Source organism: Candidatus Nitrosopumilus sp., from assembly GCF_029882185.1.
In the GTDB taxonomy this organism is placed as follows: Archaea; Thermoproteota; Nitrososphaeria; order Nitrososphaerales; family Nitrosopumilaceae; genus Nitrosopumilus.
This window is the reverse complement of sequence record NZ_JAOULD010000024.1, coordinates 1-17,471: the sequence shown is the minus strand read 5'-3', so window position 1 is coordinate 17,471 and position 17,471 is coordinate 1. Positions and strand designations below refer to the sequence as shown.

Annotated in this window: 16 protein-coding genes and 1 rRNA gene; 8 read left to right on the top strand and 9 right to left on the bottom strand. The window is 33.8% G+C overall.

What is annotated here, in order from left to right; all coding sequences use genetic code 11:
* Positions 1 to 76: 76 nt before the first annotated feature.
* Positions 77 to 544 (bottom strand): SHOCT domain-containing protein, encoded by a 468-nt coding sequence (locus tag OEW78_RS07250; RefSeq protein ID WP_300326239.1) that lies wholly within the window; start codon positions 542 to 544, stop codon positions 77 to 79.
* Between the two features lie 557 nt (positions 545 to 1,101).
* Between OEW78_RS07250 and OEW78_RS07245 the strand changes: the two genes are divergently transcribed.
* From OEW78_RS07245 to OEW78_RS07230, 4 genes are all read left to right on the top strand, one after another.
* On the top strand, positions 1,102 to 1,905 hold the full coding sequence (locus OEW78_RS07245; RefSeq protein ID WP_300326236.1) for a hypothetical protein: 804 nt from the start codon (positions 1,102 to 1,104) through the stop codon (positions 1,903 to 1,905).
* Complete coding sequence (locus OEW78_RS07240) at positions 1,905 to 2,756, top strand: hypothetical protein (RefSeq protein WP_300326233.1); 852 nt, start codon at positions 1,905 to 1,907, stop codon at positions 2,754 to 2,756. The genes OEW78_RS07245 and OEW78_RS07240 overlap by 1 nt, the downstream gene beginning before the upstream one ends.
* 405 nt (positions 2,757 to 3,161) lie before the next feature.
* Entirely contained in the window at positions 3,162 to 4,769 is a 1,608-nt protein-coding gene (locus OEW78_RS07235; RefSeq protein ID WP_300326230.1) for a tetratricopeptide repeat protein, read from the top strand.
* Positions 4,770 to 4,772: 3 nt separating this feature from the next.
* A complete protein-coding gene (locus OEW78_RS07230; protein ID WP_366523049.1) occupies positions 4,773 to 5,405 on the top strand; it encodes a signal peptidase I in 633 nt (210 codons plus the stop codon).
* 311 nt (positions 5,406 to 5,716) lie between these two features.
* Here the strand turns inward: OEW78_RS07230 and OEW78_RS07225 are convergent, their stop codons facing one another.
* Genes OEW78_RS07225 through OEW78_RS07210 form a run of 4 tightly spaced genes read right to left on the bottom strand, consistent with a single transcriptional unit; the run spans position 5,717 to position 9,598 of the window.
* Entirely contained in the window at positions 5,717 to 8,536 is a 2,820-nt protein-coding gene (locus OEW78_RS07225) for a hypothetical protein (protein ID WP_300326226.1), read from the bottom strand.
* On the bottom strand, positions 8,533 to 8,898 hold the full coding sequence (locus OEW78_RS07220) for a hypothetical protein (protein ID WP_300326223.1): 366 nt from the start codon (positions 8,896 to 8,898) through the stop codon (positions 8,533 to 8,535). The genes OEW78_RS07225 and OEW78_RS07220 overlap by 4 nt, the downstream gene beginning before the upstream one ends.
* On the bottom strand, positions 8,898 to 9,404 hold the full coding sequence (locus OEW78_RS07215; protein ID WP_300326220.1) for a hypothetical protein: 507 nt from the start codon (positions 9,402 to 9,404) through the stop codon (positions 8,898 to 8,900). The genes OEW78_RS07220 and OEW78_RS07215 overlap by 1 nt, the downstream gene beginning before the upstream one ends.
* A complete protein-coding gene (locus OEW78_RS07210; protein WP_300326217.1) occupies positions 9,404 to 9,598 on the bottom strand; it encodes a hypothetical protein in 195 nt (64 codons plus the stop codon). The genes OEW78_RS07215 and OEW78_RS07210 overlap by 1 nt, the downstream gene beginning before the upstream one ends.
* Positions 9,599 to 9,757: 159 nt before the next feature.
* On the opposite strand from OEW78_RS07210, the gene OEW78_RS07205 reads away from it, so the two are divergent.
* The 3 genes from OEW78_RS07205 to OEW78_RS07195 all read left to right on the top strand — a co-directional run bounded on the left by OEW78_RS07205 (position 9,758) and on the right by OEW78_RS07195 (position 12,619).
* Entirely contained in the window at positions 9,758 to 10,732 is a 975-nt protein-coding gene (locus OEW78_RS07205) for a winged helix-turn-helix domain-containing protein (RefSeq protein ID WP_300326214.1), read from the top strand.
* Positions 10,729 to 11,985, top strand: coding sequence for a CRISPR-associated endonuclease Cas1 (cas1, locus tag OEW78_RS07200; protein WP_300326211.1), 1,257 nt, complete (start codon positions 10,729 to 10,731; stop codon positions 11,983 to 11,985). Before OEW78_RS07205 ends, cas1 begins: the two co-directional genes overlap by 4 nt.
* A gap of 127 nt (positions 11,986 to 12,112) precedes the next feature.
* A complete protein-coding gene (locus OEW78_RS07195; RefSeq protein WP_300326209.1) occupies positions 12,113 to 12,619 on the top strand; it encodes a hypothetical protein in 507 nt (168 codons plus the stop codon).
* A gap of 363 nt (positions 12,620 to 12,982) precedes the next feature.
* Here OEW78_RS07195 and OEW78_RS07190 read toward each other — a convergent pair whose 3' ends face one another.
* On the bottom strand, positions 12,983 to 13,702 hold the full coding sequence (locus OEW78_RS07190; protein ID WP_300326206.1) for a hypothetical protein: 720 nt from the start codon (positions 13,700 to 13,702) through the stop codon (positions 12,983 to 12,985).
* Between the two features lie 519 nt (positions 13,703 to 14,221).
* Between OEW78_RS07190 and OEW78_RS07185 the strand changes: the two genes are divergently transcribed.
* Positions 14,222 to 15,439, top strand: a complete 1,218-nt coding sequence (locus OEW78_RS07185; RefSeq protein ID WP_300326203.1) for a hypothetical protein — start codon at positions 14,222 to 14,224, stop codon at positions 15,437 to 15,439.
* A gap of 1 nt (position 15,440) precedes the next feature.
* Here the strand turns inward: OEW78_RS07185 and OEW78_RS07180 are convergent, their stop codons facing one another.
* The 3 genes from OEW78_RS07180 to OEW78_RS07170 all read right to left on the bottom strand — a co-directional run.
* Positions 15,441 to 16,085, bottom strand: coding sequence for a hypothetical protein (locus tag OEW78_RS07180; RefSeq protein WP_300326200.1), 645 nt, complete (start codon positions 16,083 to 16,085; stop codon positions 15,441 to 15,443).
* 368 nt (positions 16,086 to 16,453) lie between these two features.
* Complete coding sequence (locus tag OEW78_RS07175) at positions 16,454 to 16,648, bottom strand: hypothetical protein (RefSeq protein ID WP_300326197.1); 195 nt, start codon at positions 16,646 to 16,648, stop codon at positions 16,454 to 16,456.
* Positions 16,649 to 17,255: 607 nt separating this feature from the next.
* Positions 17,256 to 17,471, bottom strand: a 23S ribosomal RNA gene (locus tag OEW78_RS07170); the annotation flags it as partial.

Genomic DNA, 17,471 nt, shown 5'->3' with positions numbered 1-17,471 from the left:
TAATTATTAAAGCTCCGACCAAGATTGCAATTATAATAACCAGTGCAGAAATTATCAGATTCGTCGACATTTTAAATCAAATCCTGTCCAGTATCTTTTTCTTTTTCTTGGCAAACTCCTCGTCAGTAAGGACTCCCAGCTCCTTGAGTCGGGCTAGTTTTTCTAATAATTCCAGGCTAGAGACACCATACTGCGTGCCAAGCTTGATTCTTCCTACAAGAATTTCAAAAAAGTAAAAGAATCCGTTGATGATTTTTCTATAGAGTTTAGGGCTTTGTTTCTTTAGTTTCTTTTCCTGTTCTATGCCTTTTTCTTTGAGCTTCTGAGAACTGTTTTTTATCGACTCCCAGTATGGCCGTGATTTTATGAATTCAGTGCCAATCTTTGCAGTTTCCTCAATTCTTTCCAGGGCATCCCTGCCAGTCTTCTTTTCTTGTATCACTGTTTGATCATACTTTATTACCGTATCCCCTAAAATTTTGTCTTTGTTTTTTGTAATGGTTTCTTTAAACGATTTTTCAGTTTCCTTGCTTTCTTTTGTCATAAATTTAACTTCAATACTGTAGTGTACATTGGGTTATTTTAACATCTACATTCTTGGAACGTCTATTTGGCAATTGGCTTTGTTTTATTTTCTGCATTTGTCGCATACTGCCTCAAAGGTTTCCTCGTGCAATACGAGTGATACCCCTGATGAATAGCATTTTGAACATAATCCTGTCATGGAATTTTACATTCTTTGAAATTGGATTAGAACTGTTTGATTGAAAGTTTGGTATACATGAGTCAACAAATATTTGGATTTGGAATTATGTACTTTTTTGGAAAGGATAAATCATGATCAAATAATTTTTTGGATTCATCTAGGACTTAGTTACGGGTAACTGATTCTCATTTTTTTTACGATAAATTACTTACACGTGGGTCCGTTTTACACCCATCTAACTATAACCCCCAGCACGTCGTGCTGGGGTAGAGATAGGGCGGCTCCGTGTAACCATAATTTTCGGCACAATGAAAACTACGATGAAAAAATGATACTGTTATCAATCTTGAATTTTATTGGCTAGTTTATTTGATAATTCAAAAAATCATCTCATAATGGCAAAGAAATGGCATGCCATGTGGATTGGTAGTGCAGGATTGTTCATTGGAATAGCTCTTCTATTACCCCTCAGCATGGATGTTGACAGAGACGGTATTGCTTTGGGGGCAACAAAACTTGTGTACTCTGAAGATCTCTTGTTTTACTCTGTAGACTTCTATTTTGATACAACCTCAATTCCTCACATGATTGAAGTTCAAACAATCTCAAATGTTGCAAATAGAGACAAACCTGCCTCAATATCCGTTGTATTTCCTTTCAAAGGCGAATTATCTGAAAACTCTCAGTGGAATTTTGAACAAACAGAAGACTATACGATAATTACAAAGGAATTTTCATGCTCAGAACAAAAGGTCTGTTCTTTTTCAGATAGTGAACAATCCTTCAAACTAGCTTTGCCCTCAAAGGTGGACAGAAAACAATCCTACAGCCATTCAATTGAGTTCTCCTTTGATGATGGAACTCCTCCTCCACAAGTGTGGGCAGTACTAGAACCTCAAAGATATGAAACAGGTTTTTCTGATATCTCTTCAAAGGCAACACTTCTGGTGGACAAGTCAGCTGAAAGATTTTCATTATTTCCTCAAGGTGAAAAACCTCTTGCACGAGAAAATCAACAAATAAAATGGAATATTGAGAGTGGAAGGATATATTCGGTGGACTATGAAATGCCTCAAGAAAGGCAAATTGAAAACAATTATGGCCTTATCTTGGGACTAACAGGAATAGCTATTGGTGTATTCAGCCTTGTGCTATACTCTTTTGAACAAGCAAAAAAAGAAGATGGGAGGAACAAGTAATGACAAAAATGAAAAAATACAAACTCAATGATAAACCATGTTTTCCATTGAAGAGTATTTGGACGTCTAATGTTTTTTCAGTCAAGATAACAATATTGATAATTTTGTTCTCCTCAGTAGGGTTAATCACCCATAATGTTGTAGCTCAAGAGAACTCTGAGTTAATTCCTTCTTGGATAAAATTTACTGCCGGAGTCTGGGCCGAGGATCAAATCTCAGATCCAGAGTTTCTAAATGCAATACAGTGGTTAGTCAACAATGATTTAATACAAATTGAACAACCTCGACACTATTCACTAGTCATTGAGATGCATGGGATTGAGGATCCCACCTTCTTAATGAATACCGAAATTATCTCATTGAAGATTTCTCACCTTCAAGAGATTTTGAAAGATGAAAATTTTAAAAGACAACTTGTAGATGAAAATAAGAAACTTGAAAGAATGGACGAAAATTCAAGAAATGATTTTATTAAACAAAAAGAGGTAGAGTGGATTTCTACTCCAAAAAAAGAACTGACTCCATTTATGAATAGCAAAATCAATAATCCACTTTCAGATATGCTTCGAGAAAAATTGACATTTTACAATGAAAGATATGGAACACTTGAGTTTGGAGAATTTATCGTTACAAATGCATATGGAGGAAATTTTGCAGTTACAACTAGGGCCGATAATTATGATCAAAGTCCAGAAAATTGGTGGCAGATAACAAAAAGGGAAGGAATTGTGGTAAGACAGCCATCATGGGATGAAAGCGCAGATATTATTTCAGCAGATATCAATATCAGAATTGAAGATGAAAATGGAAAATTCTTGGGAGTATTGAATGCAGCAACCCGTCCTCAATGAAATCTCACTATTTCCTTCACTGTAATTTTCACCATATTTTTTTGGCACAATGAAAACTATGATGAAATTTTTTGAGTAATTATCAATACAAAAATTGTTTTTGAATTTAAATAAATATTGACTTTCGACCTTATCGATCTTGAGTTTTATGAATGTTCTTTAATTTCAATTATGATAATTGTCTTTTTTATTTAATATGAGGATAAAGAAATACAATACAATCTGAAAGTCATATTATTTTCTTTAATCGTTTTTATTTCTGCGCTTGTATACACAGATGCAACACAAGTATTTGCTTTTGAAGTTTCATACAAGCCTAACGGGATTAAACTTGGACCAAATCCCACAGTTTGTACCGTCGAACCAACAGAATTTGATCTATCCTCAAAAGAAGTGGAAAAACTAATGAAACAAACAAAATTGGCAGTTGATGAATGGGAAGCAAAGCTACAGGCGGAAACAAGAAACAACAAAGATGGATGGGCATTTAACTATGTTGAAATCAATGAAAAAAATAGGGCAAATGCAAATGGCGATTGCGACATAACATTTGTATTTGAACCAAAACCCGCAATTGCAGAAAAATATTTTACGTTAGGGTTTACCGATTATGATGCAGAATTACAGACCAGTGTAATTACAATATACTATCTAGAAATTGACGAGTGCTATCACACTGAACGTGAGGGTGATACAATTTACTATTGGTATGAGACATGTTACGGAGAAGACATGCGGATCTCAAATCAGATCAATGGAGTTACAAAACATGAATTTGGTCATGCCATAGGACTCGGGCATTATGAACCAGATGACATTGAAATTGCTGAATTATGGGCAAAGGGAACACAGATTGCCCCTTCAATTATGGCGCAAATAGCATTTGAAAACTCAAACAACATGCAGATCAGAGATATTGATATTGATATGCTCTATTCCATCTATGGTGATGATGGATTTGTCTTGTCTGAAAATGAAGAAGACTATTTTGAATTATTTAAAATAGGCGACTATTTGGAGAAGAAAGAATATGAAAAAATGCAGGATTATCTTGACGTATTTCTAAAAGAAAATCCCGAAAATGATGATGCAAATTATTACCAAGCATTACTCCATTATGAATTAAAAAATTATCAAGAAGCGATTCCATTTTTAGATAAATCAATAGAGAACCAGCCAGAAAATGATGAACTGCTGTACTATCAGGCAAGATCATTGTATAATGTAGAAAAATATGCCGAGGCACTTCCATATATTGAAAGGGCTGTTGAAATAAATCCCGACAGTCTTAGCATTCACTCTAGACATGGAGTCATATTATTTGAGTTAGGACAGTATGATGATGCCCTCAACGCATACAGGATGGCACTATCTATTGATCCTGAGAATTCTACTACTTTGGATAGGAGAGGACAAGTACATTATCAAATGGGAGATTATGAAAAAGCTCTAACATATTTTGATATGGCACTAGATGTTGATCCTGAGGACAAGGGCACTTTGGTTAACAAGGCAAACGCATTGTTTGAGCTTGAAGAATATGATGATGCCATAGAATATTATGAAATGGTTTTGGATATGGATTCAAAACATCTGGAGGCTCTAAAAGGAATGGCTGCATCTCTGGAAAACACAGGCGATGAACGTGAAGCTGCCAAATATTACGAAAGAATCAGTCTTCAAGATGAAAAACCATCTACAAACAAAATCATTGAAAATCCCATCAATGTTGCTTCATCTCAAATACCCGAATGGATTAGAAACAATGCAAGTTGGTGGGTAGCAGGAAATATTGATGACAAGGCATTTGTTGGAGGAATACAGTTTCTGATCAAAGAAGGAGTCATCCAAATTCCAGAAACTGCAAAACCATCTACTACTCCAAGTGGCTCTCAGGAAATTCCTGCGTGGATTAAGAATAACGCTGATTGGTGGTCTCAAGGATTGATTTCTGATGGTGATTTTCTAAAAGGAATAACCTTCATGGTTGAAAATGGGATAATTACAGTTTAAACAATGGAAGAATCGACTAATACCATCAAAAATAGGAGTCCATTATGGTACGAGTTACCGCTTATCTTTACAGTATTAGGTGGGATAATAGCCTACTTTAAAATAAAAAATGACGATCCAAAAAAAGCAAGAAATTGCTTAATCCTGGGAATTATTCTTACTGTTCCGTTGTTTTTAGCAATTGGTTTTGTAGTGCTTTTTGAAACATCAACTTCATTTTATGTGGTAGCAAGTGACAGTATGAATCCTACAATGGAAGTTTATGATCTAGCTATAATTTCTGATGCTGTAGCATTTGATAAAATCGAGGTAGGAGACATTATTGTATTTGATAGACCATCAGACCATAACAGAGTAATCGTACACAGAGTTGCATCAATTATTGATGATGATCCTAAAACAATTAGAACCCAAGGAGATGCGAATCCAGGATCAATTCCAGGAACCGACTTTCCAATTACAGAAGAAGAATACATTGGTAAGGTATCTTATGTACTTCCGCAATTAGGTTATGTTACTCAAATTTTAAAACCTCCTGTAAACAATATCATAAATGTAATACAACTTGGCATTTTACTAATTCCAGTTATTTTACATGTGAGATACAAAAAAAATCAAGTTTCATCTAAAGGATAAGAGAGGATACATTGAATTGGAGTTAAGTGACTATCTACTTTTGTTGGTATTGCTGAAATCTCCTATACTGGCTTTTGTATATTTCAAATTTATTCAAAAGTCCAACATAAAGAAAGACATCAAATCTACGCTCGAAAGTAATAGTTCCACGAGTTCAGACTCGTTGGCTTGAAACTATTTGACTCCATCCCATTATTGTATATGAATCTCTGAAATAGACAAGTTCAAATCTTCGAGAATATGGTGTGGAAACTTGTTAGGAATTCTGAATGCGGCAACTCCTCCAGAATAATAAAAAATTGAAAAACTTTCTAATTTGTACATGCAATTAGGGCCTTTTTTACTCTGGGAGTAATTCTGTTAGTCTGGTTTTCTCTAATCTTGTTTTTTACCCTCCAAAGTGTGGGTTTTGTGATGCCATGTTCTTTTACATCCTTTGGTTTTAGCTGTAAAATCTTATCTGATATTTTGCCAAATTCTATATCTAACTCGTTTGGGTCCTCATAGATTTGGTAGCTGTCTTCATCTAGTTCCTCATCAATGGATATGGTATTGCTCTCCTTTCCGATATGGACTATCTCTGCAATCTCTACATGTTTTCTCTCAAGTACGCCTAAATTCCCATCAAATTTGGCCTCTGGATGAGTGATATAGTCTCTAAATATCTCCCAAAAGGTCTTCCAATACTCTTTTCCTCGTAGTTTTTCTTCATTTGTTTTGTCATTATAGTCAAGAAAATAGTCATGAACTGCATCCTTAGCAGGATTTGTAAACGGCGCCATGGGCTTTATCGGTTCACCAGTTTCAGGATTTATCATCCTGGCAAAACCGAGTATTCCAAAGTTTGATGGCTTGATTTGTCTGTGATAGTCCTTGCCTTTGTTAAACTCAGACAACCTTTTCACCAAGCTTGGTTTGGATAGGCCTAGTTTTTGAAGAGCATATTTGTTTTCATACTTGTCTTGCAATTCCTCTATGTGTACATCACCAAATTCTAAATCCAGAATGTCGGTCCAAAGTTCCTTGTGCCAATCTTCTTTCTCTTTCTCATCTAAATCAGATCTCACTGAAAAAGGATTAAGTAAATGCCCAAGACCATGTGATGACGTTTTGTCTTCATCAACTACTCTTTTGCCATTTTCATCAAGGGTAAAAAGACAGTATCTTTTGGCAGATATTCCGTAAAATCCTATATTCTTTTTTTCTATCTCAAACACTTGAACGTCTTTCTTGTTTTCAACATCGTATGGATTCAACGGGTAGAAAAATCTCTGAAGTGCATCAGTATATTCTGATGGCACCATCATGGAATCAGTGTCACAATATGCGTGAGATGTTTTTCCTTTACTTTCTCTTTGCAATACTGCTTCAGATGATGCAAGCAATAGTCTTGCAGCAGACGTAATTGCAACTGCAATGATCGGATTAAACATAACTCCAGGTTCTTCCACTTTGGCTTTTGTTACCTGGAACTGCTTTAGACCAAATATGTCAATGGGTATTTTGTTTGGTTTATCATATGTCCTGACCTCAACAAATATCCCATAACTGATTGCATTTGTGATAATTTTGATTATCTTTTGTTTTCTTTCATAAAAATCAAAATCAACTTTTGATGTTTCTTTGGATTTGTCTCTAAGACTTTTTTGTTCCTGTCTGTACTCGATTAGTTTTTTGAAGAGGTCGTCTTTATGAGGATTAACTATGGTTCCGTGAATGTCGGTATTTTTGAGTCCTCTTTGAATGCCTACAGGTTCAAACTTTATTGCCTTCAATATCTTTGGAGATTTGCCAGTGTATAGTTTTGACGATATTACATCTGCAAGACTGTACCAAATGGGCGTGGGCGCTGACTTGATCTGAGAAATGCCGATATTCCAGGCGTGCTTATCCCCGAATTGCGCCCGAATGGGCAATACATCGTCCATGGGCTCAACTAGTACAATTGCCTGAAGTTTAGTCCAAGTGATTTTATCGCGTACATGGTCTAGTTCAAAACTATCCACAAAATTAACAATCTCTTGGGTTGCATCTGTGGATTTAATGTGGTCTGCAATGACAAACTGCCAGAGATTCTGCAATGTACATACAGTAGGATACATTGAAAGAAAGTCAAGCAAGTCTACATTGAGGGGCTTTCTTCGGATTTTACATTCTGTTCTTCCTCCATAATAACAACTCATTATGTTTCCAATTACTTCGTCTGGAAAATCGGTATTTTTGAAGAAAAATGATTTTACTCCCATCATGTTTAGAAATTCCTTTCCTATTGATGCTGGAGTATATGCCTTTGTGATTGGTATTGGCAGCTCATATTTTTCAAACTCTTCTTTTGCATTCAAAAACAATGAAAAAGTAGATCTTACATCATTGATGCAATACTCTATGTATTTTGGATTTATCTTTCCATGCTCTTGTGCTTTGTATTTTTTGTAATCTGTCTTGAACGCATCACATGCAGTTTCTAGTGTATGTTTTTTGTCAGTGAGTGCATGACATAATGTTCTCAAGTCAACAAAGTTGTTGTCAACTCTTTTTGGTTTCTTTTTCTTGTCATCACTCATCGGATTTCCCCATGAGATAAAGGATAACGTACTGGATACTGGAGTTATTAACAATCTTGGATAATCCCAATTCTTTGATAGTTCCAATGAGAACCCTTCAGCCTTTTTCATTCTTGCCGTAGTAGAATTGATTGCGATGTGGTTAAGGTCAAAAGGAAGATTAAACCCAATACACAGACTGTGCAAATCATATACCTCATGGAGAAAAATCTGTCTGAATTGCTTTAGTGTGAATAAAGGAATGTTATTTTTTTCACCATATTCTTGCAGAATTTCTTTTTCTTTTCCAGTTGTAACTTTTTCATCATAGAATATCCCATTTTGCTCCAGACTCTTTCTCTGATAAATCTCAAAATATCCAAACGTCAAGTTTTGGTACAGGTCTGTTCTGGTTTCAGTATCAAATACAAGGTATCTGTCAATTTTTGAGAGAGTGTCATTTTCATCTTTTTGCAGATGTGGCAGTACTGAAGCGTAGAACGGTGATATTTTCTTGCTGTCCATATACAGAGTTGCCTTGTGAGGGATTGTAAAGGCACGAACTGCAACTTTTTCCGTGCCTATCATCTAATAATCCTCTCCAATGAACGATCTGAAATTAACCTCAAAAGGTCAGAAATACCCCGTAGTACAAGTGCATCTTTGACCACTTGTGGTTTGTCATTCTTGTCTGACCAGTTCTTAGGCCAACTTTTCATCTGTTTTCGTGAGATACGACCATGACAGTTGCGGCATAGACTCACAACCAAATCAGAATTGCCCTTGGCACCAATATGATGAAATTCCATATCCATTGGATTGTCATGATTGCATGCAATGCAAAATCCCTGACTTTGCTCAAAAGTGTCACGCCAGTTGTTTTCTTCTATTAGGCGTTTTGCTTTTTTGAAATAATCATTTCCGTTTTTTGATATTTCCATGTCTGGCATCAGTTTGCACCTCCACTGCTGTAGATGGTGAAATGCTCTGGCTCCTCTATTTTTTCTCGGATTGCAGTCAGTTTTGTAATGTCCGTCTCTAGAATGTGTTTTTGTCCTTTCACGTCTGTCACTGTGATACCTTTGAATGCATCAAGTGCATCTTCTTGTCCTTGTTCCATTCTTTTTTCAATGGAGCTGTGATACTGACCAATCAGTTTTGCTTGTCTAATTCCTTTCACCTGCACCCATACCTCTTTACCATTTTCATACATGCGCATCTTTCTGAGTAAGTTGTCATTCTTTTTGACAGTTATTCTGTTACTTTTCTTTTGCAATGCTGTACCTGCATATTTTTTAACAGTTGGAATTGTTGTTCCCACACTCTTTGTGGCAGATGTAATTGTTTTACCACGCCGCATTTGCCTAATTACTTCCAAAGAATTTTCATATGCTATGATTTGCCTTGGTGGAAGGGAATCGAGATTCCTTTTCCATCTAGGTACTTTAGTTCTCATCAATCATCCACCTCCTCCACATCATTTTGTTTTGGAACTGGGTTGATAACCAGTTCTAGGTCATCCCCCAATTTTATTTCCACATAATCACCTGCATCAAGCCCGACTGAATCCAGCCAAAACAAAGGCAATGAAACAAGGCGACTATAATCGCTTTTGTGAATCTTTCTAAGATTCATTTCTGTTTCGGTCATACTTTATAGAAGTAGAAACTTTTAGTTAGCGATTAACATTGTATTTCTAATACCTAGGTAAATACCTAATTTTAGGCATAAAATAACTGAATATTATCAAAAATCAATCATAATACCTATGTATAGTACTTGATAAATATCATAAAAAAAATCCAAAATATGGAAAAAAGGAACAGAGGTGAAAAACTACCCAACAATTTTGTTAAAACTGCAATTTTACTTTATCTTACTGATTCAGAAAAATCAGCATCCGAGATCAGGGATTATCTGAAAGTCATTCACAACATAAAGGAACCAAAAGGAGTCAGAGTACATCTTGCAAAATTATATGATGAAGGTTATCTAGATAAAAAGGTAAAGAAAGGAATTGGAAGTTATTACACATGGAAAGAATCAGTGGAATCATTTCAAAAGATCATAAGCTTTTTGTCAACTCATTCTCAACTCATCAGACAAGTAGAAATTCAAAATCTAAAATACCGTGATTACAATTCAGTTAAAGTTAAACTAAAATCAAAATGGCAAAGGAAATTAAAAACTGAAGAACTTGAAATGCCATACCCATTCAAGTATGGTAGAGGACATGAAATGCGATATTTATCCAAACTTTCAGACTTGACACAACCATTTGATACATCCAGGTTTTGGTATAATACAGAATATACCCGAAAGTTTCTTAATAAAAAAACTCTGAGATATTGCATCCACATTGCATATCAAAAATGTAAAAATGATGAAAAAGTATTGGAGAAATACAAAGAGTATGGTGCAAAACTAAGAAAATACAGGTTCCGTCACAATTGCTTTTATCAATATAATGATGACAGTCTTGTTGCAATGATGTTTCACTCATATACTCTGGTATCCCACATGGTAAATCTTGAACAAAATTACAGACAATACATGATAGGATCAAACGCAGGAGATGAATTTATCTTTAGGATGGTGATGACAGACTTGTTTTATAGGGAATATCCTGCTCTGGAAATGGAGTATTTTAAGAAAGTTGAATTTATTGAAAGGAGGTTAAAGAACGGAAAGTTTGACGGTTTGGACATGCACTTTAGCTGCTCACTTGGAGACATAGCCGAAGAGATAATGAAAGAAAAACATCCCGAGGGATTGATGCTTTGAATTCACTGCTAGTGACAGGTTTTGGGACCTCAATTTACGTTGAAAAAAGAAAACTGACGATATACAACAAACTAGAAGGCAAAAAAGAAGAGTTCTATCCCCACAAAATCGTATATGATGGAATAGTTATTGATGGACTCACGGGGAACATCACCTTTGAAGCTATGCGATGGCTCATGAAACACAACATCAACCTGACATTATTGAACTGGAACGGTCAAATCCTAGCAAATACCCTGCCTGAGCAGCCAAAGTCAGGGAAATTGCGCATAAAACAGTATGAGAAATACCTTGATTCTGAGACTAGGTTTGAAATAGCCTCAAACATAGTACAGTCAAAGATTGAACAATCACTCAACCTGCTTGATGAACTGTCAAAATATCATGAGATTGAAAATATTGTCAAGATCAAGAAATTATCACATAAAGACAGAATCCTTCAAATCAACAGAAATTTGGAAGAACAAGACATTTCAAAATCAATTCGACAATTAATGACCTGTGAAGGTCAAATTGCTGAATCATACTTGAAAATAATGGTAGAGATATTCAACAAGATAAATCCTGAATTTCACTTTACTGGACGAAAAGACAAGACAAATTCCAGAAATTACAATGCATCTGATGAGATAAACGCATTGTTGAACTATGGGTATTCTATACTTGAATCAGAAGTCAGAAAGACAATAAACTCTGTAGGTCTGGATTATTCAATTGGGTTCCTACATGAGATTAATCAGAGCCATACACCACTAGTTTATGACATTCAAGAATTATTCAGATGGTTAATTGACTTGTCAGTTATTGAATTGTTAGAAGAAAGAAAAATTAAAAAATCAGATTTCATCATCACTGAAAACTATCACACAAGATTAAGAGCAAATACGGCAAAAATGTTAATTGAAAAAATTAATGGTAATTTCAATCATAAAATACAATATAAAAACAAGAAGAGATATTCATATCAAAATATTTTGCATGACAAAGTACAGCAACTTGCAAATTTTATTTCAGATAAACAAAAAAACTTTGATTTTGATATTCCTAAAATTATAATTCAAAGAAATGATGTTGTGCAAATTAGAGAGAAAATTCTAAACATGACACCACAACAAAGAAAACAATGTGGAATCAACAAGTCAACTTTGTGGTATTTAAAAAATAATTTAACAAAAGGAAAAAAGATTACGATTTATGATAAAATAAAAACAAAATTGGAAAACGGTATACCGAACGTGCCCCCTAAAGCTTAAGTATGATTTTGTACTTCTATATAGTGTAGAACAACTAAGCGATTCTTCAGATTTACAGACAAGTAATGATTTAGAGATAGAATTAATTTCAGAACAAATGAATTAATTTTTCTGGGAGATGTGGCGCATGTTCAATATATCTACAGAAAAAATATCGTTGTCAGAAAAAATATCAGAAAAAACATCTTGTTGTTCAGAAAAAATAGGAGGTGAAACAGAAAAAATGAATGAAATAATTACAGAACAAATAGAATTTCCAGAAATAATGCAAGTGGATACTGAATTAATCTCAGAACAAATCAACGATTATACAGAAAAAATAGGCACAAATTCAGAACAGATAGATGATTTTCCAGAAATAATCCCTGAAAAAATCACAGAAAAAAAGCGATATCGAGGACAGAGAGGCCAAGATAAGGTGCCCAGACGATTAAACTACAACTCTATAATGAATTTGAAACCTTTCAAGTCTAATGCAATAACTCTTGAAAGAGAGACAACCACTATGGGGTTATCAAATAACGAGATTAGGATTATTGGAATTGTCTTGTTGACGGCAATAGTTGGAATAGTAATCTGGAAAATAATTGAATGGTTAAAAGAACCTGTAAAAGTTACAGAATGGGATTTTTAACCATTCTTCCTTTTTTATTTTAAAATGTCTAATTTTAGTTTGAATCTGTTTTATTTTCTATAATCACATTGAGATAAAATTAGTTCTACATGAATAGAGTCAAGCTAGAATCTCTTAAGTTCAATGAATTATCTCGACCCAAAATGGTTCAACTTCTCGTAAGCGTTAGGTCGCGGGCTCGTATCCCGTCCGAGGCTCTGTTTTGTTATGTTTTTCTTTGATATGTTACTAAATTCTGTAATGGCGTTACTAAATTCAGTAATGTTTTGTATTATGGGGAGTTCTAGCATATAGTATTCTTTGATTTTGTTTCTTATTCTATGATTGAGTACTCTTTTGTGTGGAATACTTGGATGGTTTTGTTTATGATAATCCTAATTTTTTTAATCTTGATTTGATTCCGCCTTTATTCCTGCCAAGCTTTTCGCATAATTCTTGTATCTTTTCATCCTCGCTTAGTTTATTCGATTTATCACTCCAGTAACTCTTCAAAGATTCATCATTTTCTTTTGTCCATGGTTCATATGCCTCTGGATTTACTTTTTGAGATTCTATCTTTTGCAAATTGGGTTTTTTATTCAGCACTTGGTTTGATTTTGGTTTATTTTCTTTTGTTTTGATTTCTTTTAGTTTTCTTTCTTTAACGGAAAAATTATTTGGTAAATCCACATCAAAAATCTTGTATGCAACTTTCTTTTCTTCTATTAATTTTCTAACTCTTTGTTCACTATTTGTGCTCCCTGCCCCTTTCTTTTTTAATTCAAGAAAATCTAATGATTCATCATTAATTCCAATCAAATCTAATGATGGTTGTCTTGATGTAGTAGATAGTGTGATAATTGAATCATATTTTGATAATAATGCAAATTCTCCCAAAATTTGAGAATAATCTCCTGAGGTTACATTCACTCCAGCTCTATACGATTTAGTTTGTTTCTGTTCTAATTTTTGATTCATGTCCTGAATTTCATTCTCTTTATTCTGAATATCCACATCATGTTTTTTCTTTAAATTTAGCAAAACTACTACAAGAATTCCTAAAGTGATTGTCATGATAATTGCCCATACTAGAATTAACATCATTTCATGTTCCAGGAATTCTCTATGATAATTATGAAAATAAGCATTTGTACAATTTTCGGGGGCTTGAAATAGGTTTGATTCAGGCCTCGATCAGCTAACCTTACGCTGATTCGGCGTTAGGTCACTTCATCTTCGAATCTAATACTGATGAATAGTATTCTTTTAACAAATAATAATTGTGATAAAAAAATACAATTTATTGGAATCTGATTTTATATTTACAAAAATAGTCACAAAAAGTGAGAAAAAAGATTGTTTTATTCTAATTCCATCCAAGTATAATCTACCTTCAAAACTTACTATATTTTCAGATAAATGGAAATTTTATTCGACAATAGATTCAAGAAATCGTATATATGCTAATTCTCTATTTGAAAAATTAAAAATTGAGATTGGTACTGAAATAAAATTCTCAAGAAAGAATGGAAAATATTATTTTTCAACAATTTGATTTTTGTGTAGGCTTGAAATCAATAAATAGCAAATAGTTAATACTAATTTTTTTTAATCTCTATTAAATTGAGTAAAACAATTCAGGAAAATATTCTAGATTTTGATTTTAAAAAATCTGATACTAGGTATGGACCTCATGGAATTCATACATGGTTAGCTGCCATGATACCACCGTTAGCAAAAAAATTAATTGAAAAAACTAAACCTACAAATCTTTTAGACCCCTTTTCTGGAGGTGGAACTGTTTGTGTAGAAGGAATTCTCAACAAGATTCCCGCAACTGCTGTAGATGCAAATCCATTATCATACATCATTACAAAAGCAAAAACTACTCCTTTAACACATTCTAAAACAAAAGATTTGTTTGAAGAAATCAAAAATGATGCAACAAATAACGATTTTACAGAATTTCATTTTCCTGATTATAAAGAATATAGAACCGAATATTGGTTTAAAGAAGAACATTTTGGTCCATTGAATAGTCTAGCTCGTTCAATTTATGAAATTAAAAATAAAAAATTAAAAGTATTTTTTCAATGTGTTTTTTCAGCTACAGTTAGAGATGTTTCTTTAACATACCGAAATGAAATTAGATTAAGACGATTAGAGCCTAAAGATTTGGTGAAATTTGACCGTGATGTTTTGAAAACATTTGAAACAAGATATGAAAAAACCCTTGATAGGCTCAAAGAATTACCTTCAAAATCTAATGCTAAAGTAATTACAGGTGATGTCAAAAAAATGCCTTTCAAAAACAATGAATTTTCAACCATAATCTGTTCTCCACCTTATGGAGATGAACGAAATGGTGTTCCATATTTCCAATTTACCAAAAATATGGCCTATTGGCTAGGAATCCCTAAAAATGATTTAGAATCGTACAAAAAGAATGTTTTAGGATGGTTCAATAAAGAAACCATTCTTGAAAAGCATTCACCAGAATCCAAAACTTTCAGGAAATTACTAAAAGATATCAAAAGTAATCAAAAAAATGTTAATGAAGCAATTTCATTTTATTCTGATTATAATATTGCTCTACAAGAAATGTCTAGAGTAACAAATGACAAAATTGTTATTGTAATTGGAAATAGAGTGTTAAACAAAACAATTGTAAATAATGCAAAAATTACTACTGAATTATTTGAAAATTTGGGAATTAAATTGTCTGAGCATCTTAAACGTGATTTACCATCAAAACGAATTCCACGTTTTGGAGATTCAAAAATAGTTGAAGGTGGCCAAATCGATAAAGAGGATATTCTGATTTACTCTTTAAAAAAATAATCTAATTACTCAACGTGTTTGTTAAATGATTTAATAAATCTGGATACGAACCAATTACTTGCTGTAATTCATTTGTTAAATTATTGTGCTGAATATGAAAAACTCCATCCAACGCAGGAACTTGGGACATTATATTCAATCTTGCATCTCTTCCAGAAAATTCATCATTTGTTAAAAGATATACTTGAACTTCTGGCAAATTATTTCTCAATACCCAATCTTTGATTGCATACGCTTCATAACCTACTTCATACATTCTATCATGCCTCATTCCCCATTTCAAAGAAACCACTGCTCTAAAATCTTGTAAATTCCTACCAATAACATCTGGCTGAGGAATCCAGTTAACTTGTTCAAATCCTTGAATTTCATTGATGTGATGGCCTCTTCCTGGAAATACCATTAAGTTATCATTTCCCACTACATTTGTAGCCGTATCTCTAACGATTAATTCAAACCAATCCCCATTACATCTTCCTAGTTGATTTTGTGATAGATTTCTGAATTGCCTTCTAGCTTCACTTTCACATTCAGTCATGACAGTAACAATATGTTGAGAATATTGATTTTGATTTTCTGGTAATGGATTATTCCTAATTACTTCTTCATAAACAGGCATGATGATGTTTGATATCGGTGTGGACAATGATTCTTCTGCATTTTTTCATATAATCACAAAAGTGTCAAAAAAAACGTAATATCATCTAAATTTTCTTCATACTATCTAAATAATATGGATAGTATTCTGTATCTACAAAATCTTTCATAATTGATTTTTTATCTATGGCCTTAATTGAGAATTATATATCTTGAAGCTAGTTTGGGTTCAATCATTATACTTCTTGGAGAATTAACGGAACGAAAAAAGAAAGAATGATTATTTTCAACTCTTCTTTTGATTATTTTTAGAGATATTAGAAAAAAAGTTATTGTAATACATACACAATACACCTGTACTACATACTACATCCAACTTTTTGTTCTTCTTCTCTCTAAGTCTCTTTGAGCTTTATTTCATGCTCTTTCTCTTCTTTCCCTTTCAATTTCTGACATTTCTCGTAAGAAAATAACTTCATTATCTTTCATTTTTTCGAGTTCTGTTTGAGCTTTATCAACAGATGTTAGTAATTCAACTCTTTCATCCCATTCTGCCTCGAATAGTTTGGGATCGATAAGTTTTGATCTAGTATCTGCTTCATAATATCCCATTTAGGTTCAAAAATAGTGACCTAACGCCTACAGATAAAGGATCATATGAAAATCATCCTGCAAATTTATTCTATCCTGTTTGTTACCATCCGTTTTTTGGAATCAAATGCTTAAGATTCGATACTGTAGATTTTTTCATTATAGTTCATTGTGCCGAAAATTATGGTTACACGGAGCCGCCCTATCTCTACCCCCAGCACGTCGTGCTCCCACTCAAATTTGAACCCGCAATAGATCATAAATTTGATTAAAAATCGTGTAAAATCAGGGACATATTTGCCCTTTTTTGTTCCTAATCATGCCTAAAGAGAGTTTGCAAAACCGATCATGGATTATAAAATAATGCACAAGCATCCGCCAACATGATTAAAGGTAAATAGTCATGTATTTTCTAGGCAGATTTCAAATAATTTCATCTCATGGTTTTTGCCATTGTGATTTTAAACGATTAAGACGCCAGAGCTTGCGCTAGGAGTCAGTAATCAGATTAAAAATGCATAGCTTTCGCTATGTATGATTAAAAATGAAATCATCGTACAAGTCGTGTATTATGTAATCCACTTGATGAATGAAATGATTCATCGCGCATAGTCTCTATGTAAGTGGCTGAACCGATGTGTTGGTCTATTAGTAAAGGCTGGCTCACCACTCGCCGAAGCTTGTGATCTACACCACCTTCCTATCAACGCAGTATTTTGCTGCCGACCTTCATCTTACGAAAGAATAACTTGTCTCGGGATAGGATTCGTGCTTAGATGCTTTCAGCACTTAGCCTAAACGGCTTAGCTGCCCGGCCTGCCTTATCAGACAACCGGTAAACCAG

Excerpts from the sequence above, each read along its gene's own strand:
- OEW78_RS07250 (WP_300326239.1), bottom strand. The coding sequence starts at position 544 with ATGACAAAAGAAAGCAAGGAAACTGAAAAATCGTTTAAAGAAACCATT.
- OEW78_RS07245 (WP_300326236.1), top strand. The coding sequence starts at position 1,102 with ATGGCAAAGAAATGGCATGCCATGTGGATTGGTAGTGCAGGATTGTTC.
- OEW78_RS07240 (WP_300326233.1), top strand. The coding sequence starts at position 1,905 with ATGACAAAAATGAAAAAATACAAACTCAATGATAAACCATGTTTTCCA.
- OEW78_RS07235 (WP_300326230.1), top strand. The coding sequence starts at position 3,162 with ATGAAACAAACAAAATTGGCAGTTGATGAATGGGAAGCAAAGCTACAG.
- OEW78_RS07230 (WP_366523049.1), top strand. The coding sequence starts at position 4,773 with ATGGAAGAATCGACTAATACCATCAAAAATAGGAGTCCATTATGGTAC.
- OEW78_RS07225 (WP_300326226.1), bottom strand. The coding sequence starts at position 8,536 with ATGATAGGCACGGAAAAAGTTGCAGTTCGTGCCTTTACAATCCCTCAC.
- OEW78_RS07220 (WP_300326223.1), bottom strand. The coding sequence starts at position 8,898 with ATGCCAGACATGGAAATATCAAAAAACGGAAATGATTATTTCAAAAAA.
- OEW78_RS07215 (WP_300326220.1), bottom strand. The coding sequence starts at position 9,404 with ATGAGAACTAAAGTACCTAGATGGAAAAGGAATCTCGATTCCCTTCCA.
- OEW78_RS07210 (WP_300326217.1), bottom strand. The coding sequence starts at position 9,598 with ATGACCGAAACAGAAATGAATCTTAGAAAGATTCACAAAAGCGATTAT.
- OEW78_RS07205 (WP_300326214.1), top strand. The coding sequence starts at position 9,758 with ATGGAAAAAAGGAACAGAGGTGAAAAACTACCCAACAATTTTGTTAAA.
- OEW78_RS07195 (WP_300326209.1), top strand. The coding sequence starts at position 12,113 with ATGTTCAATATATCTACAGAAAAAATATCGTTGTCAGAAAAAATATCA.
- OEW78_RS07190 (WP_300326206.1), bottom strand. The coding sequence starts at position 13,702 with ATGATGTTAATTCTAGTATGGGCAATTATCATGACAATCACTTTAGGA.
- OEW78_RS07175 (WP_300326197.1), bottom strand. The coding sequence starts at position 16,648 with ATGGGATATTATGAAGCAGATACTAGATCAAAACTTATCGATCCCAAA.